At 44.0% G+C, this 26,680-nt stretch carries 30 protein-coding genes; 24 read left to right on the forward strand and 6 right to left on the reverse strand.

What is annotated here, in order from left to right; translation table 11 throughout:
• Positions 1 to 49: 49 nt before the first annotated feature.
• Positions 50 to 1,438 (forward strand): hypothetical protein, encoded by a 1,389-nt coding sequence (locus H6759_01900; GenBank protein ID USN52800.1) that lies wholly within the window; start codon positions 50 to 52, stop codon positions 1,436 to 1,438.
• A gap of 25 nt (positions 1,439 to 1,463) precedes the next feature.
• Here H6759_01900 and H6759_01905 read toward each other — a convergent pair whose 3' ends face one another.
• The gene (locus tag H6759_01905) at positions 1,464 to 2,021 is read right to left on the reverse strand and encodes an NUDIX hydrolase (protein USN52801.1); all 558 of its coding nucleotides are present in this window, start codon (positions 2,019 to 2,021) and stop codon (positions 1,464 to 1,466) included.
• A 74-nt stretch (positions 2,022 to 2,095) separates the two neighbouring features.
• On the opposite strand from H6759_01905, the gene uvrA reads away from it, so the two are divergent.
• The 15 genes from uvrA (at position 2,096) to H6759_01980 (ending at position 16,103) form a co-directional block, all read left to right on the forward strand.
• Positions 2,096 to 4,672 (forward strand): excinuclease ABC subunit UvrA, encoded by a 2,577-nt coding sequence (gene uvrA, locus H6759_01910; GenBank protein ID USN52802.1) that lies wholly within the window; start codon positions 2,096 to 2,098, stop codon positions 4,670 to 4,672.
• 38 nt (positions 4,673 to 4,710) lie between these two features.
• On the forward strand, positions 4,711 to 5,073 hold the full coding sequence (locus H6759_01915) for a hypothetical protein (protein USN52803.1): 363 nt from the start codon (positions 4,711 to 4,713) through the stop codon (positions 5,071 to 5,073).
• Positions 5,074 to 5,260: 187 nt separating this feature from the next.
• Complete coding sequence (locus H6759_01920) at positions 5,261 to 6,586, forward strand: excinuclease ABC subunit UvrC (protein USN52804.1); 1,326 nt, start codon at positions 5,261 to 5,263, stop codon at positions 6,584 to 6,586.
• Between the two features lie 14 nt (positions 6,587 to 6,600).
• Positions 6,601 to 6,837: a hypothetical protein gene (locus H6759_01925; GenBank protein USN52805.1), complete on the forward strand. Its 237-nt coding sequence runs from the start codon at positions 6,601 to 6,603 to the stop codon at positions 6,835 to 6,837.
• Complete coding sequence (locus tag H6759_01930; GenBank protein USN52806.1) at positions 6,780 to 7,694, forward strand: endonuclease/exonuclease/phosphatase family protein; 915 nt, start codon at positions 6,780 to 6,782, stop codon at positions 7,692 to 7,694. The genes H6759_01925 and H6759_01930 overlap by 58 nt, the downstream gene beginning before the upstream one ends.
• Before the next feature lie 151 nt (positions 7,695 to 7,845).
• Positions 7,846 to 8,277 carry a division/cell wall cluster transcriptional repressor MraZ gene (gene mraZ / locus H6759_01935; GenBank protein USN52807.1) on the forward strand — a complete coding sequence of 144 codons (432 nt, stop codon included), beginning with the start codon at positions 7,846 to 7,848 and terminating at the stop codon, positions 8,275 to 8,277.
• The gene (gene rsmH / locus H6759_01940) at positions 8,274 to 9,179 is read left to right on the forward strand and encodes a 16S rRNA (cytosine(1402)-N(4))-methyltransferase RsmH (protein USN52808.1); all 906 of its coding nucleotides are present in this window, start codon (positions 8,274 to 8,276) and stop codon (positions 9,177 to 9,179) included. Before mraZ ends, rsmH begins: the two co-directional genes overlap by 4 nt.
• Positions 9,176 to 9,556: a hypothetical protein gene (locus tag H6759_01945; protein USN52809.1), complete on the forward strand. Its 381-nt coding sequence runs from the start codon at positions 9,176 to 9,178 to the stop codon at positions 9,554 to 9,556. The genes rsmH and H6759_01945 overlap by 4 nt, the downstream gene beginning before the upstream one ends.
• Positions 9,557 to 9,679: 123 nt before the next feature.
• The gene (locus tag H6759_01950; protein USN52810.1) at positions 9,680 to 10,066 is read left to right on the forward strand and encodes a hypothetical protein; all 387 of its coding nucleotides are present in this window, start codon (positions 9,680 to 9,682) and stop codon (positions 10,064 to 10,066) included.
• A 3-nt stretch (positions 10,067 to 10,069) separates the two neighbouring features.
• On the forward strand, positions 10,070 to 12,733 hold the full coding sequence (locus H6759_01955; protein USN52811.1) for an ATP-dependent Clp protease ATP-binding subunit: 2,664 nt from the start codon (positions 10,070 to 10,072) through the stop codon (positions 12,731 to 12,733).
• Between the two features lie 8 nt (positions 12,734 to 12,741).
• Entirely contained in the window at positions 12,742 to 13,803 is a 1,062-nt protein-coding gene (locus H6759_01960) for an undecaprenyl/decaprenyl-phosphate alpha-N-acetylglucosaminyl 1-phosphate transferase (GenBank protein USN52812.1), read from the forward strand.
• A complete protein-coding gene (locus H6759_01965; GenBank protein ID USN52813.1) occupies positions 13,800 to 14,267 on the forward strand; it encodes a DUF192 domain-containing protein in 468 nt (155 codons plus the stop codon). Before H6759_01960 ends, H6759_01965 begins: the two co-directional genes overlap by 4 nt.
• Before the next feature lie 224 nt (positions 14,268 to 14,491).
• Positions 14,492 to 14,794, forward strand: coding sequence for a 50S ribosomal protein L21 (gene rplU, locus H6759_01970; GenBank protein ID USN52814.1), 303 nt, complete (start codon positions 14,492 to 14,494; stop codon positions 14,792 to 14,794).
• 146 nt (positions 14,795 to 14,940) lie between these two features.
• Entirely contained in the window at positions 14,941 to 15,594 is a 654-nt protein-coding gene (locus tag H6759_01975) for a hypothetical protein (protein ID USN52815.1), read from the forward strand.
• A 59-nt stretch (positions 15,595 to 15,653) separates the two neighbouring features.
• Positions 15,654 to 16,103, forward strand: a complete 450-nt coding sequence (locus tag H6759_01980; GenBank protein ID USN52816.1) for an NUDIX domain-containing protein — start codon at positions 15,654 to 15,656, stop codon at positions 16,101 to 16,103.
• 87 nt (positions 16,104 to 16,190) lie between these two features.
• Here H6759_01980 and recR read toward each other — a convergent pair whose 3' ends face one another.
• From recR to dnaB, 3 genes are read right to left on the reverse strand one after another with little or no spacing between them, the layout of a single operon-like run.
• The gene (gene recR, locus H6759_01985; GenBank protein USN52817.1) at positions 16,191 to 16,793 is read right to left on the reverse strand and encodes a recombination protein RecR; all 603 of its coding nucleotides are present in this window, start codon (positions 16,791 to 16,793) and stop codon (positions 16,191 to 16,193) included.
• A gap of 3 nt (positions 16,794 to 16,796) precedes the next feature.
• On the reverse strand, positions 16,797 to 17,111 hold the full coding sequence (locus H6759_01990) for a YbaB/EbfC family nucleoid-associated protein (GenBank protein USN52818.1): 315 nt from the start codon (positions 17,109 to 17,111) through the stop codon (positions 16,797 to 16,799).
• A 21-nt stretch (positions 17,112 to 17,132) separates the two neighbouring features.
• Positions 17,133 to 18,587, reverse strand: coding sequence for a replicative DNA helicase (dnaB, locus tag H6759_01995; GenBank protein ID USN52819.1), 1,455 nt, complete (start codon positions 18,585 to 18,587; stop codon positions 17,133 to 17,135).
• Positions 18,588 to 18,745: 158 nt separating this feature from the next.
• Between dnaB and H6759_02000 the strand changes: the two genes are divergently transcribed.
• Complete coding sequence (locus tag H6759_02000) at positions 18,746 to 19,870, forward strand: hypothetical protein (protein ID USN52820.1); 1,125 nt, start codon at positions 18,746 to 18,748, stop codon at positions 19,868 to 19,870.
• Here H6759_02000 and H6759_02005 read toward each other — a convergent pair.
• Entirely contained in the window at positions 19,855 to 20,688 is an 834-nt protein-coding gene (locus tag H6759_02005; protein USN52821.1) for a bifunctional 5,10-methylenetetrahydrofolate dehydrogenase/5,10-methenyltetrahydrofolate cyclohydrolase, read from the reverse strand. The two genes, H6759_02000 and H6759_02005, sit on opposite strands and share 16 nt — an antisense overlap.
• 84 nt (positions 20,689 to 20,772) lie before the next feature.
• Between H6759_02005 and uppS the strand changes: the two genes are divergently transcribed.
• Positions 20,773 to 21,459 carry a di-trans,poly-cis-decaprenylcistransferase gene (gene uppS, locus H6759_02010; protein USN52822.1) on the forward strand — a complete coding sequence of 229 codons (687 nt, stop codon included), beginning with the start codon at positions 20,773 to 20,775 and terminating at the stop codon, positions 21,457 to 21,459.
• 86 nt (positions 21,460 to 21,545) lie between these two features.
• Positions 21,546 to 22,109: a hypothetical protein gene (locus H6759_02015; protein USN52823.1), complete on the forward strand. Its 564-nt coding sequence runs from the start codon at positions 21,546 to 21,548 to the stop codon at positions 22,107 to 22,109.
• Between the two features lie 65 nt (positions 22,110 to 22,174).
• On the opposite strand, the gene rpmA is transcribed toward H6759_02015, so the two are convergent.
• Positions 22,175 to 22,528 carry a 50S ribosomal protein L27 gene (gene rpmA / locus H6759_02020; protein ID USN52824.1) on the reverse strand — a complete coding sequence of 118 codons (354 nt, stop codon included), beginning with the start codon at positions 22,526 to 22,528 and terminating at the stop codon, positions 22,175 to 22,177.
• A gap of 95 nt (positions 22,529 to 22,623) precedes the next feature.
• Here rpmA and H6759_02025 point away from each other — a divergent pair, with 95 nt between their 5' ends.
• Genes H6759_02025 through H6759_02045 form a run of 5 tightly spaced genes read left to right on the forward strand, consistent with a single transcriptional unit; the run spans position 22,624 to position 26,637 of the window.
• A complete protein-coding gene (locus H6759_02025; GenBank protein USN52825.1) occupies positions 22,624 to 22,899 on the forward strand; it encodes a NifU family protein in 276 nt (91 codons plus the stop codon).
• 18 nt (positions 22,900 to 22,917) lie between these two features.
• Positions 22,918 to 23,295, forward strand: coding sequence for a hypothetical protein (locus tag H6759_02030; GenBank protein ID USN52826.1), 378 nt, complete (start codon positions 22,918 to 22,920; stop codon positions 23,293 to 23,295).
• A gap of 23 nt (positions 23,296 to 23,318) precedes the next feature.
• Positions 23,319 to 24,374, forward strand: a complete 1,056-nt coding sequence (locus tag H6759_02035; GenBank protein ID USN52827.1) for a phospho-N-acetylmuramoyl-pentapeptide-transferase — start codon at positions 23,319 to 23,321, stop codon at positions 24,372 to 24,374.
• A gap of 5 nt (positions 24,375 to 24,379) precedes the next feature.
• A complete protein-coding gene (ftsW, locus tag H6759_02040) occupies positions 24,380 to 25,528 on the forward strand; it encodes a putative lipid II flippase FtsW (GenBank protein USN52828.1) in 1,149 nt (382 codons plus the stop codon).
• Positions 25,525 to 26,637 carry a UDP-N-acetylglucosamine--N-acetylmuramyl-(pentapeptide) pyrophosphoryl-undecaprenol N-acetylglucosamine transferase gene (locus tag H6759_02045; GenBank protein USN52829.1) on the forward strand — a complete coding sequence of 371 codons (1,113 nt, stop codon included), beginning with the start codon at positions 25,525 to 25,527 and terminating at the stop codon, positions 26,635 to 26,637. The genes ftsW and H6759_02045 overlap by 4 nt, the downstream gene beginning before the upstream one ends.
• The last annotated feature ends 43 nt before the right edge of the window (positions 26,638 to 26,680 follow it).

The following is a 26,680-nucleotide window of genomic DNA, read 5'->3' on the forward strand; positions in this document are numbered from 1 at the left end:
TTTGTCTAGCGCTCTGTTAACAATGCAAGATATGTTATTATATAGGTATATGTCTCGCTCTATACAGCAAATAATTGCCAAGATAAGCCTTTTTTCTCTTTTTCTGTCGGTTCTGCCATTTTTCCCGGTAAAGGCGGCGCTTCAGGATGTCCTCATTAAAAGTCCAAATAATAGCGCTGTTTATTATGTATTGGATGGTAAGCGTTATGTCTTTCCAAATGAACGTATCTATAAGAGTTGGTATATCGATTTTTCAACTGTACAGCTCGTAACAGATGGCGAATTGGCTTCGTATCAAATTGGAGGCAATATCGCGTATCGACCAGGTACGCAACTTGTAAAGATCGAAAGTGATCCAAAAGTCTACGTCGTTGCTAAGCAGGGTGTATTGCATTGGTTGGGTACCGAGGGTGTTGCACAAGAACTGTATGGAGATGATTGGGCAAAAAAAGTCCATGATCTTGCAGATGCTTTTTTTGTGAACTATTCGGTAGGTGAGCCGGTCTACTCTTCATCAGATTATGTCTTAGACGATCAACTTGCCGTTAAGACGCTCTATCAATGGTATAAGGGCATTCCAAATCCAGAACCACCTGCTCCCGTTACGATGAGCACAATGTTTAAAGGATGTCCCGTCTTTCCTGCGAGTAATGCCTGGAATCAGCGCGTCGACGGTTTAACGGTGCATGAAAAATCCGCGACCTATATTAATGCGATAGGGTCTTCTGCATCGTTACATCCAGACTTTGGAGAAAATCAGAGCTATGGCATCCCTTATACAACGGTTGATGCAAATACGCCTAAGGTCGCCATAAACTACACGGCGTATGGCGATGAGAGTGATGCTGGTCCATTTCCGATCCCACCAAATGCACGTGTAGAAGGTGGGAGCGATCGACATGTGCTCGTTGTAGATAAAGACGCTTGTATGCTTTATGAGCTCTACGCAGCAGTAAAAACAACAACGGGCTGGAATGCTGACTCAGGCGCAAAGTGGGATTTGAGAACGGGTGCATTACGGCCAGAGGGTTGGACAAGTGCTGATGCAGCAGGTCTTCCAATTTTTAACGGTCTGGTGCGTTATGACGAAATAGCAGCAGGTAAAATCACTCACGCTATTCGTGTTACCGTACCAAGAAGTCAGGCAGGGCACATTTTGCCAGCAACACATCACGCAGGATCAAATGATGCGAATTTGCCACCGATGGGATTGCGTCTACGTTTGAAAAAAGATTATGACATTTCTGGTTTAACAGGTTCGGCAAAAATTGTTGCTCAAGCCATGAAAGAATACGGCTTGATTGTCGCAGACAATGGCTCGCCTTGGTACTTTCAAGGAGCAACAGACGATCGCTGGAATGATGACGAACTCAACCAATTAAAAAATATCAAAGGTTCAGCGTTTGAAGCTGTGTATACGGGAGAAATTCGTAAGTAAAATAAAACCCACCAATTGGTGGGTTTTATTTTTGTGTAAGTTTGAACTTGTACCAAGCGGCTATTGTTTCAGAGTGGTTGATGATGCCTTGAGTGATAGCGTCATCAATTTCTTCGGGGCTCATCCATTGTGTCGTGAGGTTGTATTCACCCGGATCAGCTTGTTTTGTTGATTCGACAAGATCTTTTGCAAGAAAGAACTCAATATGATGATCAGCCTGTCCAACAAATGACACAAGCGTAAAGAGGCGAGTAAGACTATTAGCACGAAAGCCGGATTCTTCTTGTAATTCGCGATTTGCGGCTTCTTCTATAAGCTCATGTTCATCAACGCGTCCCATTGGAAATTCAACGGTACGTTCTCTAATAGGGTGGCGGTATTGTGAGACGAATAAAAATTCACCCTCATGCTCTGCAATAACAGCTGCGACCGTTGGAAACTCAATAACGTAGTACTCAGAACTCCCATCACCAGGATGTTGCAAAGAGTCATGACGCACCGTAAAAAAGGGACAACTAAAGTCCTGTTTTGAAGCAGTTATTTTGGGAAGGTCTTGAATTTCCATAGATAGGTATTCTTTCATATTGTCGGTTGATAGAATAGGGGAGTTAGCCTATACTCGGCCTATCGCTCAGAAAAAGGGCGGCTTTCTGCGTTATGCAAGACAAAATCATCATTCGCGGTGCTCGCGAACACAATCTTAAGAATATCTCTCTTGAGATCCCACGTCACAAAATGACCGTATTTACGGGACTTTCTGGTTCAGGAAAGTCCTCTTTGGCTTTTGATACGATCTTTGCCGAAGGTCAACGCCGTTATGTGGAGTCTTTGTCGGCATATGCCCGTCAATTTTTGGGGCAAATGGATAAGCCTGATGTTGATGAGATCGAGGGTTTATCACCAGCTATTTCGATTGATCAAAAAGCGCACTCAGCAAACCCTCGTTCTACGGTGGCAACGATTACCGAAATCTACGATTATCTACGTGTGCTTTATGCACGTGCAGGTAAGCCGCATTGTCCGGTTTGCCAAAAGCCGATTCAAAAGATGACGGTTGATGAAATGGTTGATCGCATCCTAAAGAAAACAGATGAGATCCATGCAGGGGCTGCTACCACAGCCATCGGTGATGCAAAACCAAAGAAAAGTGCAAAGAATGCAAAACTCACCAATGAGTTAGTGATTCTTGCACCAGTTGTTCGTGGACGTAAAGGCGAATACCATCAACTTCTTCAAGATCTTTTTGAATCGGGTTTTAGTGAAGTGCGTGTTAATGGTAAGTGGCATAGTCTTCGTCAACCGATTGATCTTGAGCGTTATGACCGTCATACCATTGAGGTAGTAACGGATCGCATCCCGCTTGGATGGCCAATCGCCAACAATAAAGGCTTGCAATCACGTTTGAGCGAAGCAATGGAATCTGCGCTAGATCGTGCTAATGGAACCGTGACGGTTATTATGGATGACTCAACCGAAGTGATGATGTCGGCAAAATTTTCTTGTCCAGACGATGGTTTTGCTTTTCCAGAAATCGAGCCGCGTTTATTTTCGTTTAACTCACCTTATGGTGCTTGTCAGACATGTAATGGTATTGGCACAGAGTCGCTTTTTTCTGACGAAAAATGTTCAGAATGTGACGGCGCGCGTTTGCGTAAAGAGGGCCTCTTTGTCTGGATTGATGGCAAGAGCATTGTCGAAGTAACAAATCTTCCTATTAATGAAGCGGCGGATTTCTTTTTGAAATTGTCTCTTGATCCAACAGCAATGGCCATTGCCGAGCCAGTATTGCGCGAGGTGATTTCGCGCCTCTCTTTTTTATTGGATGTTGGTTTAGAATATCTCACGCTCAATCGCACCGCAGGGACACTTTCTGGTGGAGAGGCACAGCGTATTCGTTTAGCCTCGCAAATTGGTTCGCATCTTGTGGGTGCTTTGTACGTGTTAGATGAGCCAACCATTGGCTTGCATCAACGTGATAATAAACGCTTGATCGATACGCTCATCAAGCTACGTGATCTTGGCAATACTATTATCGTTGTTGAACATGATGAAGACACGATTCATGCAGCAGATCATTTGGTGGATATTGGTCCAGGTGCTGGTGTTCATGGTGGTGAAATTGTTGCCGAAGGTGCTATGCCAGGCGTCTTGCAAAATAAAGATAGCTTAACATGTGCCTATTTACGTGGCGATAAAACGATCAGCTATCCACACAAACGTCGTCCAGCGGGTAAGGCATTTTTAGAAGTAAAGAAAGCAACAGAAAATAACTTGAAGAATGTGAATGCCAAGATCCCTCTTGGTCGCATGGTGTGTGTAACGGGTGTATCAGGTTCTGGTAAATCTACCTTGCTTATTGATGTGATGTATCGCGAACTCGCCAAACATCTTAATGGCGCCACAACAAAACCAGGTGCACACGGAGGTATCGAAGGACTAGATTGGATTGATAAAGTTGTTGATGTGGATCAAAGCGCTATCGGACGAACTCCGCGTTCGAATCCAGCGACCTATACGGGTATCTGGAATCATGTGCGTGAGCTTTATTCGCTCACGCCTGAGGCGCGTATTCGCGGTTATAAAGTAGGGCGTTTCTCTTTTAATGTCGCGGGTGGTCGTTGTGAGCATTGTGAAGGTAATGGACAAATCGCGATTGAGATGCACTTTTTGCCAACGGTGTATGTGCCTTGTGATGTGTGTAAGGGCAAGCGCTTTAATCGTGAGACGCTTGAGGTGACGTATCGTGAGAAGAATATTTCTGACGTGCTCAATATGACGATCGAAGAGGCGAGTAAATTCTTCCGTGATATCCCTGTGATTCATGACCGTACGAAAATCCTCGAAGAAGTGGGTTTGGGATATCTAAAGCTTGGTCAAAGTGCAACCACGCTCTCTGGTGGAGAGGCACAGCGCATTAAGCTTTCTAGTGAACTCGCAAAACGTGATACGGGCAGAACATTCTATCTTCTCGATGAGCCAACAACGGGTCTTCACTTTGAAGATATTCGTAAGTTGCTCGAGGTGCTTCATCGTCTTGTTTCGCGCGGTAATACGGTTGTAATTATCGAGCATAATCTCGACGTCATTAAAAATGCCGATTGGATTATTGATATGGGCCCAGAAGGTGGTGACAAAGGCGGCACCATTGTCGCTCAAGGCACACCAGAAGACGTCGCCAAGAATCCAAAAAGCTGGACGGGTAAGTATTTGAAAGAGGTGTTAAAGAAGCGCTAAGCTCCGTAATTACTAATTTTACGCTATACTAAATGCATATGACACAAGAAATAACGAAAAAGACACTCACCAATACGCAAAAATGGCTTTATAGCGCAGGAATATGGCTTTTATTGGTTTTGATTTTTGCGATCTTTAATGTCGTTATTTACGTCAATAAAGCAGCGCCTGGTTTGCCGGTGTCAGAGGCATTTGCTATTGGCTTTGAGGCTTTTACATCAATGGTAAAGCTATTAGTTGTATTGCCTGCATTGTGGATTGTTAGCATCTATCAATTAGTAACAGGAAGTGACAGCGTTTTTAAGGGTACAGAGCTTGCAATGACGGCATTTCTTTGGGCAACACCTTATGTTTTTGTTCCTTTGTCCTATTGGATAATGGGAAAGGTGAGTAAAAAGTAAACGCTTTCTCCGCCGACGCTCGTCGCGCGGCACCTCTTTCACTTCGTGAAAAAGGGGATTAGGTTAGCCGAATATATTTTTTATCCGTTCATCTCTTTTGAGATAAACGTAAGGAACAATCCACTTCCTCCCTTTCACGAAGTGAAAGGGATACCCCAGCGAAGCGCAGGGGAGGGTAAAGCCTCATATGATACCTTCTGACATCCGCATCAAAAATGATGCTCTGCCTGATACTCCAGGTGTTTATCTCATGAAAGATCAGCGTGGGAAGGTTTTGTATGTGGGCAAAGCGGTAAATCTAAAGCGACGTGTACAACAGCACTTTGATCGTCCACACGGGCCATTCATTCAAGAAATGACACCGCTGGTGCGTGAGATTGATTATATCGAAAAAGGCACAGCGATTGAGGCATTGATTCTTGAAGCAAACCTCATTAAACACTATTGGCCTAAGTACAATGTCTTACTAAAAGACAATAAGAGCTTTATGTATTTGGTCATTACGGATGAAGAATATCCACGACCAATTCTTAAGCGCGCAACGGATCTACTTCCAGAAGAAGAAAAAACTTCGCTGGCCATTTTTGGACCGTATCTTTCAGCGCGCTCATTGCGCGTGGCGTTGGATTTGGTGCGTAAGGTTTTTCCGTGGTCGACTTGTGTGCCACCAAAACCCCCTTCCACAAATGTGGGAAGGGGGCAGGGGGTAGGGGTTGCGAAGGCCTGTTTTGATTATCAAATAGGTCGTTGTCCCGGCGTATGCATTCGTAAAATTGATGCAAAGACGTATAAAGCAACCATACGTCATCTGATAAAGTTTTTTGAAGGCAAAAAAGAAGACATTGTAAAAGGTTTGACCAAAGAAATGACAAAGCTCGCCAAAGCAGAAAGGTTTGAAGAGGCAGCAAAGATTCGTAATCAACTTTTCTCGTTAGAACATATACAAGATATCGCACTTCTTATGCGTGATGAGCCTGAAGCGCGTACCATTAAGCGTTCAGAAGGGGAGATTGATATTTATGGACGTATTGAAGGATATGATATTTCGCATATTAGTGGCACATCACAAGTGGCGAGTATGGTGGTCTTTCAAAATGGCGCACCTGCTAAAGCGCAGTATCGTAAGTTTAAAATCAAAACTGTAGAGGGTTCCAATGACGTTGGTTCGTTAAAAGAAGTGCTTACACGTCGTTTAAAGCATGACGAATGGCCGCTTCCGCAACTATTATTGATTGATGGTGGCAAGCCTCAAGTGCATGCTGTAGAGGAGGTGGTTCGTGAACTTGGCGTACAGGTGCCTGTTGTTGGGATGGCAAAAGGGCCAGAGCGTAAACGTACGGATCTTATCTGCTCAGATCGGAGTCCAAGTTTATGTACATTATTAGAACCGCATATTGATTTGTTGACGCAAGTACGTGATGAATCGCATCGTTTTGCTATTACGTTTCATCGTAAAGTAAGGAGCGCCGCATTTATTGGTAAAAAATCATCTACCAAAACGAAGCGTAAATAGTGTATACTGTCGGCATGATCGCGGTATCGCTCTTTTTGTGTTGGACGCTCGGAACAATGGCGGTGCTTCTTGTTGTTTTAGCACTCTATTTGTATTTCTTTTCCTATCATCCAAAAACTGTAGAAGATTGCGCAATTATATCTGATGCAAAAGAAAAAAAACTTCCAAAGGGTAAAGTGTTAAAAATCATGACGTGGAATCAAGAATTCTTTGGTGGGAGAAATCACGTCTATTTTTTGATCTTCCGCTAAACGAGGGTAAGCGTATTACCGTAGAAGAGTCAGAGCTACGACGTAATAAAAACCATCTCGTAAAAATTGTTAAAGCTGAAGACCCAGATATTTTGCTTCTGCAAGAAGTTGACGAACGTTCTTCGCGGACACGCATGCATGATCAAGAAGAAGAATTAGCAGAAAAGCTCAAAGAGTACCCGTATCGCACTTCTGCTTATTACATAAAGTCTGGATTTCATCCACATCGTCATATCTTGAGACCGTGGAGAATGAAGCTTGTTATTTTTTCAAAATATTCGATCAATGAGGCGAAACGATATCAGCTTAGTATCAAGCCGGCACTCTGGATCGTTAGACTATTTTATTTAAAGCGTTGTGTATTAGAAGCGCGTATTCCTTTCGCAGATGGCGGCCATTTTTCTGTTATGAATACGCATTTAGATGCTTATGCGCAGGGATCAAATACGATGGCAAAACAGGTTAAAGAAATTAAAGCTTTGCTGACAGAGAGGACAGATCAAAAAATTCCGTGGGTCATTGGAGGTGATTTCAATTTGCTACCTAATGACCAGGCGAGAGCATCTTTAGCAGATGACCAAGCAGAGTATTATAACCCACATACAGAACTCCATTATCTCACAAAATCATTTGCTCTATTGCCAAAAAAGAGCGAAACGAGAGGGAAGCAAAAAAAGCGCTGGTATACTTATGCTCCAAATCGTAAGGATCTTTTTAAGCTCGATAGAACGACGGATTATTTCTTTTATTCAAGCTTACTAATGGCAAAAAATCACAAAGTTCGTTCGCGTGATACTCAAGATATTAGTGATCATGTACCACTGATTGGGGAGTTTAAATGCAAAAGTGGGAGATAACTTATACACAAGAACAAGAACAGAACGCAATAACTCGCTAAGGTAGCGGGTTTTTTGTTCGTGACGCTTTTTGTACAAAAGGAGCAAAGTGGTATAAAATGGGAATACGTGGGATGAAGTGGGAACATTTCAAAACACGAATTATACGCGCATGTTTATCGGAGAATTTCATCATAGTCTCGATGAAAAAGGCCGAATGTCTATTCCGGCGAAGTTTCGTGCTGCCCTCGCGGAGGGTGTCGTCGTCACTCGTGGTTTAGATCGCAGTCTCTTTCTTTATCCTAAACAGGAATGGGAAGTGCTTGCTGCAAAACTTGCTGCGCTTCCACTTGGTCAGGCTGATACTCGTGCTTTTGCACGTTTGATGCTAGCCGGTGCAATGGAAGCAGAAATCGATAAAGCGGGTCGCGTATTATTGCCAGAATATCTGCGTACCTATTCAGGGTTGCAGAAAAACGTTGTTGTTGCTGGTTTGTATAATCGTCTCGAAATTTGGGACGAAGATGCTTACGAAGCCTATGCTCGTCAAACCGAAGAGCAAGGTAATGCCATTGCAGAACGATTAACCGATCTAGGAGTATGAGCCAATCCATCCATATCGCTGTGATGCTCGAGGAAACCATGCTTGGCCTCGAACCACATGATGGCGGTGTCTATGTTGACGGTACTCTTGGTGGCGCCACGCATACGCGTGAGTTGTTAAAGCGTTCAGCACCAACAGGTCGTGTCTATTCGTTTGATGTTGATCCACAAGCTCTTTTGAGAGCAAAGGAGACGCTCACTGAATACGGCGACCGATGGCAGGGGATAGAAGCAAACTTTCGCGCCATGGCAGATAGCCTACGTGAAAGAGGTGTGAACTCGGTAGACGGTATTCTGTTAGATCTCGGTTTCTCCTCTGATGAGATCTCAGATCCGAAAAAAGGTCTGTCTTTTCAGCTCGAAGGTCCACTCGATATGAGGCTTGGTCCAAAAGCAAATGAAGACGGCTTAACTGCTGCAGACATTGTAAATACGTGGAAGGTGACAGAGTTAACTGAAATGATCCGCAACTTTGGCGAAGAAAAGTTCGCCTTCAGAATTGCTACGGCTATTGCCGACGCGCGTCGCGTGTCCCGCATTACTCGTACGATTGAGCTCGCGGGGATTATCAAAGCTGCTGTCCCAGCCAATTATGAACAAGGTCGCATTCACCCAGCTACAAGAACCTTTCAGGCCTTACGCATGGCAGTTAATGATGAGATTCAGTCGCTAAAACAGGCTATCGAGAGTGCTTATAGCATTCTCGCCCCTAATGGCCGTTTGGCGATCATCTCCTTTCACTCCATCGAAGATCGCGTAGTAAAACTCGCGCTCAAAGATGAAGAAAAATGGTCAAATCTCTACAAAAGACCTTTGACACCAGGTGAGCAAGAACTCACCGAAAACCCGCGTTCACGTAGTGCAAAGCTGCGTATCGCATCAAAAAACGAACCTTCACTATGATACAAAATACACGTGCGCATTACGCCTATAGCCTACGCTCGCCACAGCAAGCGCTTGGTTTAGCATTGCCTTTAGGTAAGCGTCTCGCGCATGTTGCAGAACGTTCATGGGTATATTTACTCATTGGGCTTTCTGTTATTGGTATGGTCTCTTACGTGTTTCAGATGAATCACACAGCAACAAAAGGATTTGCTTTACGTGATGAAGAATATCGTCTCGATCGCTTGCGTATGACCGTGGCTTCACTTGAAGACCAGGTCGCGCAAAAGCGCGCTATTCGAAGCATTGAGTCACGTGTAAGCGGTCTTGGGTATGTTGCTGCAGAACGTATGGAATTTGTTGATATCAATCGTGAAGGTGTAGCTGTCGCACGGTAACTTCGGGCATGAGTTTGTCACTGTTCATTGATAGTGGCGCCCTCATGCCGGTAGTTACAATCGTAATCACCGAGATAATCCTCCCTCATAGCGTGTAGGGAGGATTATTGTTATAATCAGCGTATGTCAGCGCCACTTACATCTTCTTTCGGTATTATTCTTTCAGAGTTATTTGGCGTTATACCAAAAACGTTTTTTTGGTGGTATTCGGATGGGCTTACGCGCATTCTTGCATGGTCACAACAACGACTTTCGTTTCGTTGGCGTTCGCTTGCAGTACGTTCTTGGTCCAAGCACTTATTTCAGCCAATGTATGGTCAATATGATTTTACGGGTAGAGCGATAAGTGTGGTGATGCGTTTTCTTGTTTTGTTGTGGAGATTGTTCGTACTGTTTTTCACGATATTACTCTACTTTATTGTCATCTTGCTCTGGTTTTTTGTCCCTGCTTTCGTCGTTGCATTGCTCGTTTTAAATAGTATGGCGGCACTTGGCTTTATTCGAATTTGATCTATGGATATTCAACACATTCCTTGCGAAAACTGTCCTACCGATGAAGTAGGGAGCCTTTGTCAGCATTGCCAAGGGGCAAAGTTTGCATTGCTCGTTGATAATACTGAGCAACTTGTTTGGTCAAAGGCTATTGAGCCATCACTCTTTGCAACAAGGCGCGTTCAAGCTATTGCTCGAAAAATAAGTGTCGCATTGATTGTATTAAGTATTTTTGCTTGTCTTATTGGCCTTGTTTGGGTATTGGCAATGCCGTCAACACTTTTTTCATTAGGTCTCATTGTTTCTGGATCGACGTTTGGTTTTTTGTTCTGTGGTGTGCTAATTGCCTCGTTGTTGTTAGTCTTCCGTGCAGTGACGTGGTCTGATACGCAAAAGCTCATCCCACCGCTTGCAGTAAATATTCCGGCAACGCCCTATATCCGAGAGGTTTCGCAATACCTCGATACGAGCGGTTGGCAAATATTACAGCTCGCCTATGACTTATCCTCAAAGCAAGAGCGTGCATTTCTCTCGCCGATACATGTATTTGCAGCGGCACTCACTTCTTCGCAGGGCGGCACGCTTCTATCTCGTCTCGGCACAACGTTTGAAGCTTGGAAGGCGCAACTCAGTCAGTTATTGGCGCGTATAGAATACGCGGATCATGGAAAGCCTGTTTTGTCGGACAATACACGTGAGGTTTTACTACGCGCCTATCTTTTTGCCAGAGAAAATCAACGACGCACGATTGGTGTATTAGATCTATTTCAAGCTGCGGTAGAGGTTGATGGTTCGATTCGAGATGCATTAGATGTTGTAGGTGTTCCTCCTGAAAGACTTTCGCAAGTAGCTCATTGGTTACGATTACAAGAGCAACTTATCGAAGATCATCGCGCTTTTCAGCAGCTCGCGCAATTAAAGCCAGATGCATCAATGGATCGTGCAATGCTTGCACATGCAACGCCACTCTTGGATCAGTATGGTGAAGATTTAACGCGCTCTGCACGTCATGATTATCTCTTTCCGCTCATTGGAAGAGACAAGGACATGGATCAGCTATTAAGAGGTTTTGAAAGCGGTCATCGCGCGATGACGATTATCGCTGATGCGGGTATTGGCAAACGAGCGCTTGTCGAAGGCCTCGCTCAAAGAATGGTCATCGAAGATGTGCCAGCTGTTTTATTTGATAAGAGAATGGTTGTTGTGGATGTTGCGCATGTTCTTGCGGGGGGTGATCCTGCATATGCGCCGCAACGATTGCTAGAGCTTATTCGAGAAGCAGAAAGCTCTGGCAATATTTTGCTTGTTTTACAACAAATTGATGCGTTATTACGTGCGTCTACAAATGGCATAGATCTTGCAGATATCTTGGCTTCTGATCTATCACAAGGGCGTTTAATGTTGCTCGCGACGACAACGCCTGGTGCCTGGACCGAGATTATTGAGCCAAATGCGCTCAGCGCACAAATGAGTAAGCTTCTATTAGCCGAGCCAGAACAAGCAGAAGTTATGGAGTTATTAATGGCAAAAGCAGGTGGTATAGAATATAAAACTCAAGTCTTTTTTACCTACGGCGCCTTAGAGCAGGCCTATACTTCAGCAAAGCGCTATATCAAAGATGTACGTTTACCTAAAAGCGCGCTTCAGCTTATGACGGAGGCGGCTTCTTCTGTGCAACGCAAACGCAGTACAGGTGCCCTTGTTACTGAAGAAGATATCGCGCAAATCATCCACGAAAAGACGCGCATTCCTGTAGAATCAATCAACTCAAACGAAAAAGAAAAGCTTCTCGGTTTAGAGGACCGTTTAAAGAAACGTGTAATTGGACAAGGAGAGGCGGTAAAAGCCGTATCTCAAGCGATGCGTCGTGCACGTGTTGATGTGCGTGAGGCGCGTCGTCCAATGGCAACATTCTTATTCTTAGGACCTACAGGTATAGGTAAAACCGAGCTCGCAAAAGCATTAGCCTCAGAATATATTGGTGATGAAGCGTTTTTAGTACGTCTTGATATGTCCGAATATCAACTCGCCTCATCGGTCTCTCGTCTCATTGGAGCTCCTGGCGACAATAAAGGCGGACTCTTAACAGAGGCGATTCGAAAACAACCCTTTTCTATTGTCTTGCTTGATGAGCTCGAAAAAGCACATCCAGATATACTCTCCTTATTTTTACAGGTGCTTGATGATGGTCGATTAACGGATGGTATTGGTAGAACGGTAGATTTTACAAATACGATTATTATCGCTACATCAAATGCTGGCGCAAGTTATATTCAGCAAGCCGTCAGAGAAGAAAAGTCTCTGGATATTATTAAGCGTGAACTATTAGAACGCGAATTACAAACCGTCTATCGCCCAGAATTTTTAAATCGTTTTGATGGGGTGATTGTATTCCGTCCACTTACATTAGACGAAGTAGAACAAATTACCTGGCTTCAAATTAATCGCTTAGCAAAAAACCTACAGACAAAGGGTATTGGGTTTACAGCAGATGACGAAGCAGTGCAGTGGCTCGCTCGCGAAGGCTTTGATCCGCAGTTTGGCGTAAGACCGCTTAAACGTCTTATTCAAGATAAGGTCGAAACAGAAATTGCGGACGTATTACTTCGTGGTGAGGTATCACGTAAAGACACGCTTGTACTCGAAGAGGGTGGACACTTGCGTGTAGATAAATGGCAGGGTTAGATAAGACTATGAATCGCGAAACCCTTTATTTGATTCTAGCTCTCGTGGGAGGTGCGAGCGCGCTTTTGTCTTGGTCGTTGGCTTTTGCAACACAGCGATTCGCTCGTCGTATTGAAGCGATAGATTATCCAAAGGGTGGGCGCAAAATCCATACCGTACCAACGCCCCTCTTAGGAGGGCTGGGGATAGGTCTTATTATTTTGATAGCATTTGGGGCTTTGTCGCTTTTTGTAAATGTTCCGCATTGGTCTATAACCGGGTTAATGATAGCGATGGTCATCCTATTGATCGGTGGTGCACTTGATGACCGGTATGACTTGCCGGCTAAGTATCAAATCATCTTTCCGGTTGCTGCGAGTGCTATTGCTGTATTTTTTGGGCTATCTATTCAATATATCACGAATCCTATTGGCGGTTCTATTTCGTTAGAGTATCTCGTTGTTGGTGGGATAGCATTATTACCGAGTCTTCTGGCATTTTTTTGGTTATTAGGCGTGACCTATGCCACGAAAGTTATGGATGGTCTTGATGGTCTTGTTACGGGCCAAGTCGTTATTGGCGCATCACTTATTATTGCCTTGTCGCTAACGCAACGTTATTACCAGCCGAGTATGGCAATCCTTGCCGCGGTTGTCTGTGGTGCCTTTATCGGTTTCTTGCCTCATAACGTAAACCCAGCAAAACAATTTTTAGGTGAATCTGGGAGTACGCTCGCTGGTTTTTTGCTTGGTTCACTCGCGATATTAAGTGGTGCAAAGCTTGCTACGGCACTTATGGTACTTGGCTTACCAATCGCCGATCTCTTTTTTGTCCTATTTGGAAGATTAAGGCGAGGCGTTTCTCTATTTAAGGGCGATGATTCTCACTTGCACCACAAGCTTATTAAGGCAGGACTTGATAAACGACACGCGGTCTATCTGTTGTGGTCGTTAACGGCTCTTGCAGGTGCTGCGGGGCTTTTTGTGCAAACTCGAGGTAAGGCCCTTCTGTTTATCTTTTTGTGTGCTGTGACCGCAGGACTTTCTGCTTGGGCAGATGCAAGTTATAAGCAAAGACAAAAATCACTATGAGCAAAAAATTATTACAAACGACAAGTATTGTATCAATAGCAATCATTATCTGTATCGGTACCTGGTATGCATCAAAACCGGCATCCGTACAAATGAGGCATGACAAAGAAGTCACGATCAATGGTGAATCGCTAAAGCTAGAAATAGCACAATCACCATCAGCAATCACGAGGGGATTAAGTGGGCGTAAAAAGATGGAAGAGGATGAAGGGATGCTCTTTATCATGCCAAATGTAGAAACGCAGACCTTTTGGATGAAAGAAATGCAGTTTCCATTAGATATTGTCTTTTTAAGAGAGGGTCGAGTAGTGGACTTGGTGACATTGCAAAAACCAAGTCTGGTATCGATACCTACGCATCAGTCAAAAGAAATGGCAGACATGGTGCTAGAACTCAATGCAGGGAGGGCGACCGAGCTAAAACTTGAAGAGGGGACAAAGACAACATTAAACGAGCTAAGATAGCTTGTTTAATGTTGTTGTTATCAAGCCAATGGTGAAAGAGCGTAGGGAAACATAGCTGCAGGTATTAGCCCGTATTTACAGATGTATTGAAATTCAGTACTGCAGATAAGATTAGTAGGTAATTTATTACTATTCTAGTGTTTTTAGGGCAAACCTTAGCCAAGAGCTCTTTTATTGACAGCCGGGCTCAAAACCGCTATTATACGGCCAATCCCAAAAATTCTATGATTGCAGTTATCTCTACTGGCGGCAAACAATACCTCGTAAGCGAGGGCGACGTCATCAAAATCGAAAAGCTCGAAACAGAAGCAGGCAAGCCCGTTTCTTTTGAGACACTCCTTACCGCTGAGGGCGATAACCTCAATCTCGGTACGCCATCACTTGGCGAAAAGGTGACAGCAGAAGTTATTCGTCATGCACGTCATCCAAAAATCGAAGTTGTTAAATACAAAGCAAAAAGCCGCTACGTACGTCGTAATGGCTACCGCCAACACTTCACAGAAGTGAAAATCACAAAGATCGCGTAATCCCTCGACGTTGCTCGGGATGACAGGGGTTCAAAAACCCTCCGATCGGAGGGGTTTTTGTTTATTATTACCTAGGCTGTACATGGTGTCATGTACTATAATATGGTACGTTAGTATCAGTACTTACTTATCATTTAAAAAAAATTATGGACGGCAAACACTTTTCTCTTATCACCATCGCGATGGTTATCCTGCTCGGTATCGTAGGCCTTGGTTTCATGCAAATGAACACGAATAACACGCTTAGCACGATCTCTAATCGTCTTGTTGTCGTTGAGCAACAAATAAAACAAGAGCCTGTTAAGACTGAAGAGGTTACTGCTGCTGAAGAAGCAACCACGCCATGCAAAGGTGATTGTGATGCGGGAATCGTTGAATACAAGGATTACCAATGGGACTTTTCATTGCAGTATCCAGAGGATTATACGGTGGCTTTGGTAGATGACGGGTTTTACTCAGGTCAAAAGAACCTTCGTCTCACAAGCAAGCCTGGCACACTCTTTCTTGCTGGTGGAGGATCAGCTAAACCAATGGCTGGTGAATTTGTCGAAGGTATTCAGTTAGATATTCGTGAGCTTGGCGAAGGTCAGATTCACTTCTCAGGAGAAGAAACGTTTGTTGACACAAAAAATCCTCTCGTAAAAGAATTTATTTCTGCTTGTGATGGTCCTGGATGTGATACGACACGAATTTTCTACATCAGCACCAGAAAAGGTAGTTATGTGATGGATGTAAATTTTAGCAAAGGATATCCATACACAAGTGATATCGACGGCATCATTGCATCGATCAAAGAGTAGTCAAAATCCCACCTTTTGGTGGGATTTTTCTTTATTGTTTTGCATGCTAGCCTTGGTCTATGTTGTACAAAATCGCCAACACCTTCCGTCGTCTCTATTGGTGGATTCGTCGCCCGATCACTATCGGTGCTCGCGCTATCGTTACGGACGGGAAGAGTGTTTTATTGGTGAATCATTCGTATCTAAAGAATTGGTATTTACCCGGTGGGGGAGTTGGTCGTGGTGAGACGCTGCAAGATGTAGTGCGTCGTGAGCTTAAAGAAGAGGTGGGTTTTGTTTATGATGGTGCTTTGAACTTGCTCGCTACCCATTCAAATTTTGGTGAGTATAAGAATGATCACATCGTACTTTTTGAAGTGAAGACCTCGGTTTTTGAGCCAAAGGGAGGTGGAGAAGTGAAGGAGGCGAAGTTTTTTGCTTTCGATCATTTGCCGGTTGATATTTCACCAGCGACAAAAAGACGTATTGAAGAGTATCTAAAGATGAAGCCACGGGAAGAGATGTGGTAACAAAAAATCAGCCCATAAGGCTGACTTCTTTTTCCCTGTCCACGAAGTGGAAAGGGATACCCCAGCAAAGCGCAGGGAGGGTAAAGTCTATGATTCACTCCTATGCTGAAACGCGTCATTTAACGTATGCGCATCCGCATATTCAAGTGCTGCACCCGTCGGTAAGCCACGTGCGAGACGTGTAACGCGCACATTCATCGAGCTCAAGTGCTTTTTCAAATACATCGCGGTTACATCACCAGGGATATTTGCGTCTAAGGCGAGAATCACTTCTTTGATAGGTGAATCTGCATGAGAGAGGCGATTGATGAGTTTGGCGATATTAAGCGTTTCAGGTGTGCGACCTTCGATAGGGTCGATGGTGCCACCAAGAACGAGATAGCGTCCTTTAAAGATACCTGCGTCTTCGATTACACGAATATCTGGGCTGGTCGCGATAACACAAAGCACGGATTGATCACGGCGTGAGTCAGAGCAAATGCTGCAAGGGGAGGATTCGGACCACATTCCACACGTATCACAGAGATGCATGCGCTCGGCGAGCTGGGTGAGAGCGCGTGAGAATTGGTCGACGACGTTTTTTGGTTGGTTCACGAGCCAATAGGCATAACGCAAAGCCGCCCTCGGACCAACGCCGGGGAGGCTGTCGAAGGCGGCTGCAGCTTGCCGTAATGGCTCAGGTAGGGACATTGATTATTGTTTCATCAAATCACCAAGTTCATTGGCGAGATCCATTCCACCCATATCTTTGAGCTTGGTTGCCATCGTCTTTTGGAGATTCTTCATGGCGTCGTTTGCGGCATCTTTCACCATTGATTGAAGTTTTTCACGGTCATCCATGGCAGAAGCGTCGATTTCGACATTGGTCACTTCTTGTGTGCCATTAATTGTGATTTTTACTTTGTCACCCCAACCAGAAGTGCCGGTAACAAATTCTTTGCTAAGGGATTCTTGGAGGACTTTTGCTTTGGAACGAAGATCGTTGATCTGTTTGAGTTTGTTGAACATAGGGCTATAGGGTAAAGGGTTTTAGAAAGGAACGCCAGTGCCGACCATCGGGTTTGATGGATTCTGCGACGATTGACCATCAGAAGGTGGGGGATTTTGTTGAGGGGCACCGCCAAACTGGTCTTTGGAGATATTTTTAAAGCTAGCACGTGCGGCGTCAAAGTAGAGTTTTACCATACCAGTTGGACCATTACGGTGTTTGGCGATATGGATCTCGGCGGTATTGAGTTCTTCTGGCGAAAGCTCTTCTGGACGGTAGTTTTTGTCAGCGGCCTTACGATAGATAAAGAGAACAATATCGGCATCCTGCTCAATCGAACCAGATTCACGCAAGTGAGCAAGACGAGGGATAGCAGGCTTCTGCAGTTCTACAGAACGTGATAGCTGCGAGAGGGCAAGTACCGGTACATTGAGCTCACGAGCAAGTGATTTAAGACCACGCGTAATCTCAGCAACTTCGTTCACACGATTATCTGATGATTTGCCACGCGATTCCATGAGCTGCAAGTAATCGATCACTACCATACCGAGGCCATGTTCCATTTGCAAACGGCGGCACTTGGTTCGAATCTCCATGATATTTGCTGACGCAGAATCATCAATATAGATAGGCGCTTCTGACAAAATACCGAGAGCGTGACCGATACGAGAGAATTCATCGTGTTCGCCACCTTCTTGTAGACGACCCGTACGCATACGCCAAAGATCAACGTTTGCCTCAGAACAAAGCATACGATCAACAAGTTGTTCCTTAGACATTTCGAGCGAAAAGAGACCTACGGGCACTTTATGTTTAACGGCAGCATGACGAGCAATATCAAGGGCAAAAGATGTTTTACCACAAGCAGGACGAGCAGCGAGAATCACGAGATCGCTTTTTTGCAAACCACCAAGAATATTATCGAGATCGTTATAGCCAGAAGGCACACCGCGTAACTTTCCTTTTTCGCGATGAAGCTCATCAATACGATCAAAAGCATCTGTTAGAACGTCACGAATAATTGTAAACGAACGTTTGAGAAACTTTTGCGAAACATTAAAGAGTTTGCTTTCTGCTGTATCAAGCAAGACCTCTACATCTTCGGCAGTATCATATCCAAGAGCGGTGATTTCTTGTGCGGCAACTAGCAGGCGGCGCAAGGTCGATTTCTTTTGAATGATTTCTGCGTAATGCACGACATGAGCTGCGGTCGGTGTGGCATTTGCGAGACTCATGAGCTCAGCGCGTCCACCAATACCTTCGAGTTCGCCTTTGTCCGTGAGACGATTACCCAAAGAAAGCAGATCGATAGGCATCGAACGGCGATACAAATCAAGCATCGCTTCAAAGACACGACGATGTTTGTCGAGGTAAAAGTCATCAGGAGTGAGTTGATCAGCTACCTTGACCATGGCGTCTTTGTCGAGAAGCAGAGATCCTAAAAAAGACTGTTCCGCTTCTATATTATGGGGAGTCAGTTTTTCAATCGAGCTCATATATTTGGATCTTAGGGGCGCGGCAAGGCGATGGCAATGCAAGAAGAAACAAAAGAGGGGAGAAGGTGGGTTTGGATTGTGGATAACTCACCAAATATACGATCAAAACGTTTTACGACGCAAGATCTTTTGTATAATAATGTGCTATAATCCGCGTTATGAAACTCGCGCATGCGTGGACAAAGTCTGTACTTTCGATGATGGGGACGATTATGGGAGCTGGTTTATTTGCTTTGCCGGCGGCTTTTTCTTATATCGGACTAGGTTGGGGTACCTTGCTCTTTTGGTTACTGGCATTTGGAGCGCTGGCGACGCATCTAGCCTTAGCAAGAGAAATCCTTATCACGGGCGGTAAACACCGGTTGAGTTTTTTTGTGAAGAAATATTTCGGGCCGGTTATCGGAAGGTTGCCAGATATTACTTATCCTTTGCACTTGCTTTCAACGAGTTATGCTTATTTATTGCTCGGTGGAGGGTTTTTAGCAGCGCTTTTTTATCTTTTTTCTTTGCGCTTACCCGAAACAATTGCCATTGTCTTTTTTTGGGCGTTATTTAGCGTCGTCTCAGCAGCTGGTAATGGAGCGATTGCACGTGTAGAAACCTATGTTACCGCCGCCATGGTTGCAGCATTATTGATGTTGAGCGCCTTGCAATGGAAGGTCCTTTCTTTTGAGGTTTTATACGCAACACATCCGAGCGTTGTAGCGGCAATCGGTATTTTTCTTTTTGCTGTTTCTGGTTTTTCTGGTGTAGGAGAAGTGGTTGAGATAGTTGGCAGAAAAAAGAAAGCGTCCTATTCGTCTGTCATTGTCGGCACAATGATTTCTGCTTTTCTTACATGGATTTTTGGTGTGATTTTTTTCTTGGCATCACGCGGAACATTAGGCGAGAGAGTTATTGAGTTCAATTCTTATGTTCCAAGTAACTATATGTGGTTGCTGCCGGTCTTAGGCTTAACGGGTATTGCAACGTCTTATATTACAACATCAGCAGAGCTCAAATCCGTTTTTCGTGGTGATTTTGGATTAACAAAAATGGCGGCGGCAGTGCTCGCATACTGTTTGCCAATTTCATTGCTCCTTGTTGCATCGCATGAATTTGTACGAGTGATCTCATTTATTGGCGCGGTGTTTATTGGGTTAAATGCCTCAATGATTTGTTGGATTGCCGTTATAAAAATAAAACCATCGTCTATGACGAAGGTTTTTATCAAGATAGCTTACGCATTACTCACAGCTACGTATATTGGTTTTGCTCTATATACCGTCTACAAAGCATTTTGAGTTTTTGTCAGTTTTGCAAGATTGTTTAATGCGAGAGCAACGGTTACAGGTCCAACGCCACCAGGGACAGGGGTAATCCAATGATCAGCATCCAAAAACGCTTGTGTATCAGCGTCTCCGACCGTTTTACCTTGTTCTTTATTAATCCCCACATCAATAATAATAGCTTTTTCGCTTGTGAGTGAAGGATGTAAAAATTGAGCTCGACCAATAGCGATAATTACGATGTCTGATTCTTTTAGCTTAAAGGAGTCTAGCTCATCAGGGCGATTGATCGTAACGATGCATCCAGCTGTTTGTAAAAGTTGTGAGAGGGGATTTGCAAAGGTGTCAGTATTTGTAATGAGCACCGCAATAGCGCCGGCGAGCTTTACCGGGGTTTCATTTAGTAATCGTAAACATGCTTCATGTACAGGAGAGATGATAATGGGGTTCTTTTCTGCGAGGCGTTTTGCATTTTCTGGATGAAATGCGTCTACATCTTTTAGCGGATCGATAGAAGCGATAAGCGCGTCAGTATTGTGTTCGCCCTTTAAGGGGAGTTGAACGAGAATTCCGTTTACGAGGGGATTCTCATTCCATTTTTTCAGTATTTCTAAAAGCTCAGGATCTGGAGTATCGGCGGAGACTTTTTCGAGTACAGCTTTTGCACCAATACGTTCGGCGGCTTTCATTTTATTACGAATATAAATATCGGACGCTGAATCATCACCTACTTGCAATATGGCTAATGTTGGTGCGATTTTTAGTGCTTCTATTTGTTGTTTTGTTTCTTGTTCGAGGCGCTGAGCCAAGGCTTTTCCGTCTATAATAGGCATAAGCCAAGCATAAAGCTTGTTGGCCTCAAAGTCGAGAGCGTTTGACCAAGAAGGGTAAAATCGGCTATTCTCAAGCCCACTAATATGACCCAGGGACCACACCACGTAGCCATGATTATGGATGGCAATCGCCGCTGGGCAAAAGAACGCGGTCTTTCGACGATTGACGGTCATAAGGCCGGTTACGAAACAATGAAAAAGGTAGGGGATTGGTGTATCGATCGTGGAGTCAAAGTCCTTACCGTTTATGCGTTTTCTACAGAAAACTGGAAACGCTCAGAGACCGAAGTAAACTTTTTGATGCTCTTACTCGAAACAGCGCTCGAAAAAGAAATCGAATATTTTCTTACGCGACAAATTCGTTTGAGAATTATCGGTAGACGTGAAGGTTTTTCAAAAAAGATTCTTGATCTTATTGATAATGCAGAAAAAGAGACTGAGCATTTTCAAGATTTTACGTTCTGTATTTGTTTGAACTATGGCGGACGTCAAGAAATTACTGATGCTGTAAAGGCTATTGTTACCTCGGGTATTTCTGTTGATGAAATTACCGAAGATACCGTAGCATCACATCTTTACTGGTCTAATATGCCAGGTCCTGATCTCATTATTCGGACTTCAGGTGAAGAGCGCTTGAGTGGATTTTTGCTTTGGCAAGCAGCATATAGTGAGCTCATGTGGATGAAAAAGTATTGGCCAGATCTCGAAGAACGAGATGTTGATGCGTCTTTTGAACGGTTCGCAGAACGGTCGCGTCGATTTGGTAAATAGCACTCTTTACAGTCAAAAAAAGAAGCGATATCATTCGCTTCCTTTTTGTTTAATGACAAAAAGCGCACATTGAAAGGCTACGACACATGTCTGAACAAGAGTTAGATCATCAGAGCGTAGGGGTGATTATTGCCTGCCCAGGGCTATATAAATTTCTTTTTCAGGTAAACGATGAAGGTCATCCTGACCCTCGTTGTAGAGGAAGAATGCAACTCTGGGGTGGTCATATGAAGGAAGAGGATGACAACAATCCTTTTCTCGCGCTGAAGCGCGAACTCTCAGAAGAGTGGTGTGATCAAAGCGTTGTAGAAGAAGTGTCTCGATGCGTAAGTCGACAGACTCCGCGACGATTTATTCTTCAATCTAACGGAGGCTCACCTCATCCATACAGGTATAGTTTAGATGTATTTCTTGCCCTGGCCCCTAGAGAACTCTTTATGGATTGGTTTATTCGCCTCGAGCATCAGGGGTTCAACGAAGGGCGTATGGTATTTCTTACGCGGGAGATGATTAAGTACTATATCTCTGATAAAGACTTGCAGAGGCTTTTCTTGGGTAATCTACATGAGGTCATGAAGTATTACTTTGAAAGCGAAGAGTCTTTGAGCGGTCTTCAGACATTTGCGCGCTCTAGTCGTCCACATGTCTGATAGTGTCCGAATCGTTTCTACTGAAAAAGCACCCGACTGGGTGCTTTTATCATACCGTTAAGCGATTACGCTTTTTTGGTTGTTTTGCGGCTTGCTTTTTTAGGAGCAGCTTTTCTTACCACAGGAGCTTTTTGAGCTACGTCTGTAGGAACGACGTTTGCGTACTTAGCCATTTTGAGCTGGCCAGTAAAGCGACGTACGCGCTTATTCGTAAAGGATACAAGTCCTGTTGCTACCGCGAATAATGTGTCGTCACTGCCTTTCATGACATTGAGACCCGGGCGGATAGCTGTTCCGCGTTGGCGGACAATGATGTTGCCTGGTTTTACGTATTCACCTGCATAGCGTTTAACGCCGAGACGCTGACCTTGAGAATCTCGCAGGTTTTGGGTAGAACCACCGGCCTTTTTTGATGCCATAAAAGGGTGCTAATAATTAATAATGATGGGCAGAATGATACTGAAGTAGCAAAAACTTGTCAAGAAAGCCAAAATCAGTAAAATTAGCTATATCTATGATAAAAACCCAAGAACAGTTTAAAGAAGAGGTTGAAGGTGTCCTTGAGGTTGTTCGCCAGGGCTTGGCGTTTCACAACGGCAGTGTAGAACTTGTTGATGCTGATCCTGTCACGGGACGGGTAGAAGTGCGTTTTCAGGGTAACTGCGTCGGTTGTTCGATGGCAGATTTTACCTTCAAAGCCGGTGTAGAAGAGGTGCTATATGAGATGATTCCAGAAGTGAGAGAAGTTGTCTTAGCGCCCCCAGAAGAATCTATTGAAAAGAGTGCGTAATACCCTTAGAATAGCAGCATGAATTGGAGCACTTGGTTGCTATCCGCAAAGCTCGCGTGGGGAAAGCCTTTTTTGCGTTGGTCAACAATTATTTCGGTAGCATTATGCTTGGTGACGAGTGGCTTGTTTATCGCAACCGTTCTACCAGAAGCGATTCAAAATAACGCTTTTGCTTTTCATTATAACGTCTATTTTGGAATCGATGAGGTAAAGACTTGGCTCTGGGTCTTTTTCTTTCCGGGTATTTGGTTTGTGCTCACAATGCTAGATAGCTTGGTCGCCTACGGCTTTTATCGAACGGATGCTGTACTTGCGAATACAAGTGCGGCGTTAGCACTCGTCTGGGCTTTACCTTGGATGAGTTTTCTTTTTTATCTCTCTTTACTTAATACATAAACAATCACGCTATCCCGATTACTATGACTATTGAACCTATTTTGCTTGCGCGTACTCTTGTAATTACTGGAGCGGCTTTTCTTATCTCGGTTATTTCGATGCCGCTCTTAATTAAGTTATTACGCAAGTATAAAATGGGTAAGTCTATTCGTGCAGCAGAGAATGCTCCGATCATGGCATCGATGCATAAGGCAAAGGCCGGCACACCTACCATGGGTGGTATTGTGATTTGGGCAACGGTGCTTGTCCTTGTGCTTGGTTTAGCTGGCGCCTGTTCATTATTTGGCGAAAACTCACTCGCTTGCCAAATGAACTTTTTGTCTCGTGGTCAAACCTGGTTGCCGCTTGGTTTAATGTTTGGTGCAGCACTCATTGGCTTGGTGGATGACTATCTAAACATTTTACGCATTGGTTCTAAAGGAGGTGGTTTACGCGAACGCGAACGCATCATTTCCTATGGTCTTATTGCTGTTGTTGGTGCTTTATGGTTTTTCTTAAAGCTCGGTTGGGATTATTTTCATATTCCGTTTATTGGAACGTTTGAGATTGGTTGGTACTACGTGCCATTCTTTATTCTTGTTATTATCTCTACATCACACTCGGTCAATGTTACAGACGGTCTTGATGGTTTAGCGGGTGGAATTTTGCTTTCATCTTTTGGTGCTTTTTCTATCATTGCTTGGTCACAAGGACTCTATGATATTGCCACGTTATGTGGTGCGATTTGTGGAGCTCTCTTAGGCTTTCTTTGGTACAATATCAACCCTGCCGATGTCTTTATGGGGGATACAGGTGCCATGTCACTAGGAACAACACTTGGTGTGATTGCCTTACTCACGAATCAGCCGTTGCTTTTACTTGTTATTGGACTTCCGTATGTTGTTGAGAGTTTGTCTGTTATCATTCAGCTTACGAGCAAAAAACTTCGTAATGGCAAAAAAGTATTTAAAGTAGCTCCTATTCATCATCATTTTGAAGCTATTGGTTGGAGTGAACCTCGTGTCGTGATGAGGTTTTGGATGATCTCATTTGTGATGGCAGGTATCGGTATTATTTTAGGTCTCCTCGATAAAACGTAATTTACATGAGAACACCGTCGTTACTTGATCGTTTACGATCTCTAGACCCGATCATCGTCGGAGCGACGGCGTTTTTGTTGATTGTCGGTTTAGCAATCCTCATGTCTGCTACAGGTCCAATCGCTTTTCAGCGCTGGCAAGATAGCTTGCATATGGTGAAGCGTCAGCTTGTACTGGGTGTCTTTCCGGGAATACTTGCTTTCTTGTTATTTTCTCTCATTGATTTTCGTATTTGGAAGCGGCTCGCTGTTTTTGGTTTTATAGGCAGCCTTGTATTGTTGCTCGCTGTCTATACGCCGCTTGGTGTAAGGGTAGGTGGATCATTAAGTTGGCTTAATATTGCTGGTATCCAATTTCAACCGTCGGAGTTTGTAAAATTTGGTCTGCTCCTTTACTTCGCCGCATGGTTATCGTCGCGCACAGCTAAACAAGTCAAAGATTTACACGAGGGACTTCTGCCGTTTATCGGTTCATTGGGCGCTATTGTGTTGTTGCTTATCGTGCAGCCTGATACAGGTTCTATGGTGGTGATTGCAGGGATGTCAGGCATGATGTACCTCTTGTCTGGTGCGCCACTCTGGTGGTTTGGAGCACTCGGTACTTCTGGCGTTGGTTTAGTTTGGTTATTGATCAAAACATCCGAGTATCGTGCAGCGCGTTTTATGACGTTTTTGCATCCGGAGCTTGATCCTCAAGGCATTGGTTATCACATCAATCAAGCCATGCTGGCTATCGGCTCTGGTGGATGGTTTGGTCTAGGTTACGGCAAGTCACGTCAAAAGTTTCTTTATTTACCAGCTGTTGAATCGGACTCCATCTTTGCTGTGATGGCTGAGGAGTTGGGGCTCATTTTTTGCAGCGTTGTGCTTGCGGTTATTGGTGTATTGGTGTGGCGTTGTTTTCAAATTTCGAAACAATCGAATGATAGTTTTGCAAAATATCTTTCTGCTGGAGTTGGTATTTGGATTGCCCTACAAACAGTCATTAATATTTTTTCGATGCTTGGATTAATGCCGATGACAGGTGTTACGCTTCCTTTTATCTCTTACGGTGGTACTTCTTTGACGGTTTTACTTGCTGCTATCGGCTTGGTAGCTTCTTTGCCAAGAAACGCCTCTTCAAGAGGAGTTGATCTGTTAAAAAAACGACTATGAAATACGCATTTGTAGGAGGGGGGACGATGGGACCGGTTACGCCACTCATCGCCGTATACCAAACGCTTAAGTCGCGTGAGGCTCAAGCAGAGTTCTGTTGGTTTGGCACCCCAAACGGCCCAGAAAAGCCCGTAATTTTGGCGCACAGCATCCCATTTTATGCTATTTCTGTGGCAAAATTTCCTAGGTATCCTTCAAAGCAATGGCTAACATGGCCATTTGATCTGTATCGCGCCTATTCTGAAGCCAAAAAATATTTAAAAAATGAACGACCAAGTATCGTTATCGGTGCTGGTGGCTTTACGGCTTTTCCTGTTTCATTGGCGGCTCGTTCATTAAAGATTCCGGTCTTCTTACATCAACTTGATGTACATCCTAGCTTAACCAATAAGCTTATCGCTCCGTTTGCTTCTCGGATCACCACTTCGTTTTCCTATAAAAAATCGCCTTTCTTTACGAAGGCTTCTATTCACACAATCGCAACTCCCGTTCGTGATATGGGAGAAGAGATGTCTAAAGAGGTGGCTGCAACGTATTTTGCTTTAGATGCAACAAGGCCTACTGTATTGATTATTGGAGGCGGTACGGGTGCACAAGCAATAAACGACGCTTTTTTACAAAAAAAAGATACTTGGTTTAAAGATATGCAAGTAATACATGTTGCTGGCAAAGGAAAAAAAGCCGACGACTCATCTTATGAGTTTTTAGATGCTGAACGCATGCTTGCTGCTTATACACTAGCCGATGTGGTTGTGACTCGTGCTGGTATGGGTTCTTTGTCAGAAATTGTTTCGTTGCAAAAGCCCAGTGTTATTGTGCCGATACCGTCTTCTCAACAAGAGGCAAATGCTCAGGTATTTGCAGACGCTGACGCGGCTATTGTTTTACATCAACAAGATGAGGGTTTTGCTTCTTTGTTGCATGCTTGTGTTTTAGCTCTTATTCAACAACCAAAAGATGCAAAGATGCTTACCGATCAATATTCAAAAGTCATGAAAGCTGATCACGGTGAGGCTTTTGTTCAGCAGCTAGAGACTTTTTACAATAACCTATGCATACACTATCAACGTTCAAAGATGTTTTTGATACGAGACTTGAGAAATATCTAGACAGTAAATTAGCGCAACTCAAAAAACAGGTTGATGATAAAAC

This window comes from Candidatus Nomurabacteria bacterium, assembly GCA_023898425.1.
Taxonomy (GTDB): Bacteria; Patescibacteriota; Patescibacteriia; order 2-12-FULL-60-25; family 2-12-FULL-60-25; genus HK-STAS-PATE-2.

Bases quoted from the DNA above. Each gene is read 5' to 3' on its own strand.
- H6759_01900 (USN52800.1), top strand. From the start codon at position 50: ATGTCTCGCTCTATACAGCAAATAATTGCCAAGATAAGCCTTTTTTCT.
- H6759_01905 (USN52801.1), bottom strand. From the start codon at position 2,021: ATGAAAGAATACCTATCTATGGAAATTCAAGACCTTCCCAAAATAACT.
- uvrA (USN52802.1), top strand. From the start codon at position 2,096: ATGCAAGACAAAATCATCATTCGCGGTGCTCGCGAACACAATCTTAAG.
- H6759_01915 (USN52803.1), top strand. From the start codon at position 4,711: ATGACACAAGAAATAACGAAAAAGACACTCACCAATACGCAAAAATGG.
- H6759_01920 (USN52804.1), top strand. From the start codon at position 5,261: ATGATACCTTCTGACATCCGCATCAAAAATGATGCTCTGCCTGATACT.
- H6759_01925 (USN52805.1), top strand. From the start codon at position 6,601: ATGATCGCGGTATCGCTCTTTTTGTGTTGGACGCTCGGAACAATGGCG.
- mraZ (USN52807.1), top strand. From the start codon at position 7,846: ATGTTTATCGGAGAATTTCATCATAGTCTCGATGAAAAAGGCCGAATG.
- rsmH (USN52808.1), top strand. From the start codon at position 8,274: ATGAGCCAATCCATCCATATCGCTGTGATGCTCGAGGAAACCATGCTT.
- H6759_01945 (USN52809.1), top strand. From the start codon at position 9,176: ATGATACAAAATACACGTGCGCATTACGCCTATAGCCTACGCTCGCCA.
- H6759_01950 (USN52810.1), top strand. From the start codon at position 9,680: ATGTCAGCGCCACTTACATCTTCTTTCGGTATTATTCTTTCAGAGTTA.
- H6759_01955 (USN52811.1), top strand. From the start codon at position 10,070: ATGGATATTCAACACATTCCTTGCGAAAACTGTCCTACCGATGAAGTA.
- H6759_01960 (USN52812.1), top strand. From the start codon at position 12,742: ATGAATCGCGAAACCCTTTATTTGATTCTAGCTCTCGTGGGAGGTGCG.
- H6759_01965 (USN52813.1), top strand. From the start codon at position 13,800: ATGAGCAAAAAATTATTACAAACGACAAGTATTGTATCAATAGCAATC.
- rplU (USN52814.1), top strand. From the start codon at position 14,492: ATGATTGCAGTTATCTCTACTGGCGGCAAACAATACCTCGTAAGCGAG.
- H6759_01975 (USN52815.1), top strand. From the start codon at position 14,941: ATGGACGGCAAACACTTTTCTCTTATCACCATCGCGATGGTTATCCTG.
- H6759_01980 (USN52816.1), top strand. From the start codon at position 15,654: ATGTTGTACAAAATCGCCAACACCTTCCGTCGTCTCTATTGGTGGATT.
- recR (USN52817.1), bottom strand. From the start codon at position 16,793: ATGTCCCTACCTGAGCCATTACGGCAAGCTGCAGCCGCCTTCGACAGC.
- H6759_01990 (USN52818.1), bottom strand. From the start codon at position 17,111: ATGTTCAACAAACTCAAACAGATCAACGATCTTCGTTCCAAAGCAAAA.
- dnaB (USN52819.1), bottom strand. From the start codon at position 18,587: ATGAGCTCGATTGAAAAACTGACTCCCCATAATATAGAAGCGGAACAG.
- H6759_02000 (USN52820.1), top strand. From the start codon at position 18,746: ATGAAACTCGCGCATGCGTGGACAAAGTCTGTACTTTCGATGATGGGG.
- H6759_02005 (USN52821.1), bottom strand. From the start codon at position 20,688: ATGCCTATTATAGACGGAAAAGCCTTGGCTCAGCGCCTCGAACAAGAA.
- uppS (USN52822.1), top strand. From the start codon at position 20,773: ATGACCCAGGGACCACACCACGTAGCCATGATTATGGATGGCAATCGC.
- H6759_02015 (USN52823.1), top strand. From the start codon at position 21,546: ATGTCTGAACAAGAGTTAGATCATCAGAGCGTAGGGGTGATTATTGCC.
- rpmA (USN52824.1), bottom strand. From the start codon at position 22,528: ATGGCATCAAAAAAGGCCGGTGGTTCTACCCAAAACCTGCGAGATTCT.
- H6759_02025 (USN52825.1), top strand. From the start codon at position 22,624: ATGATAAAAACCCAAGAACAGTTTAAAGAAGAGGTTGAAGGTGTCCTT.
- H6759_02030 (USN52826.1), top strand. From the start codon at position 22,918: ATGAATTGGAGCACTTGGTTGCTATCCGCAAAGCTCGCGTGGGGAAAG.
- H6759_02035 (USN52827.1), top strand. From the start codon at position 23,319: ATGACTATTGAACCTATTTTGCTTGCGCGTACTCTTGTAATTACTGGA.
- ftsW (USN52828.1), top strand. From the start codon at position 24,380: ATGAGAACACCGTCGTTACTTGATCGTTTACGATCTCTAGACCCGATC.
- H6759_02045 (USN52829.1), top strand. From the start codon at position 25,525: ATGAAATACGCATTTGTAGGAGGGGGGACGATGGGACCGGTTACGCCA.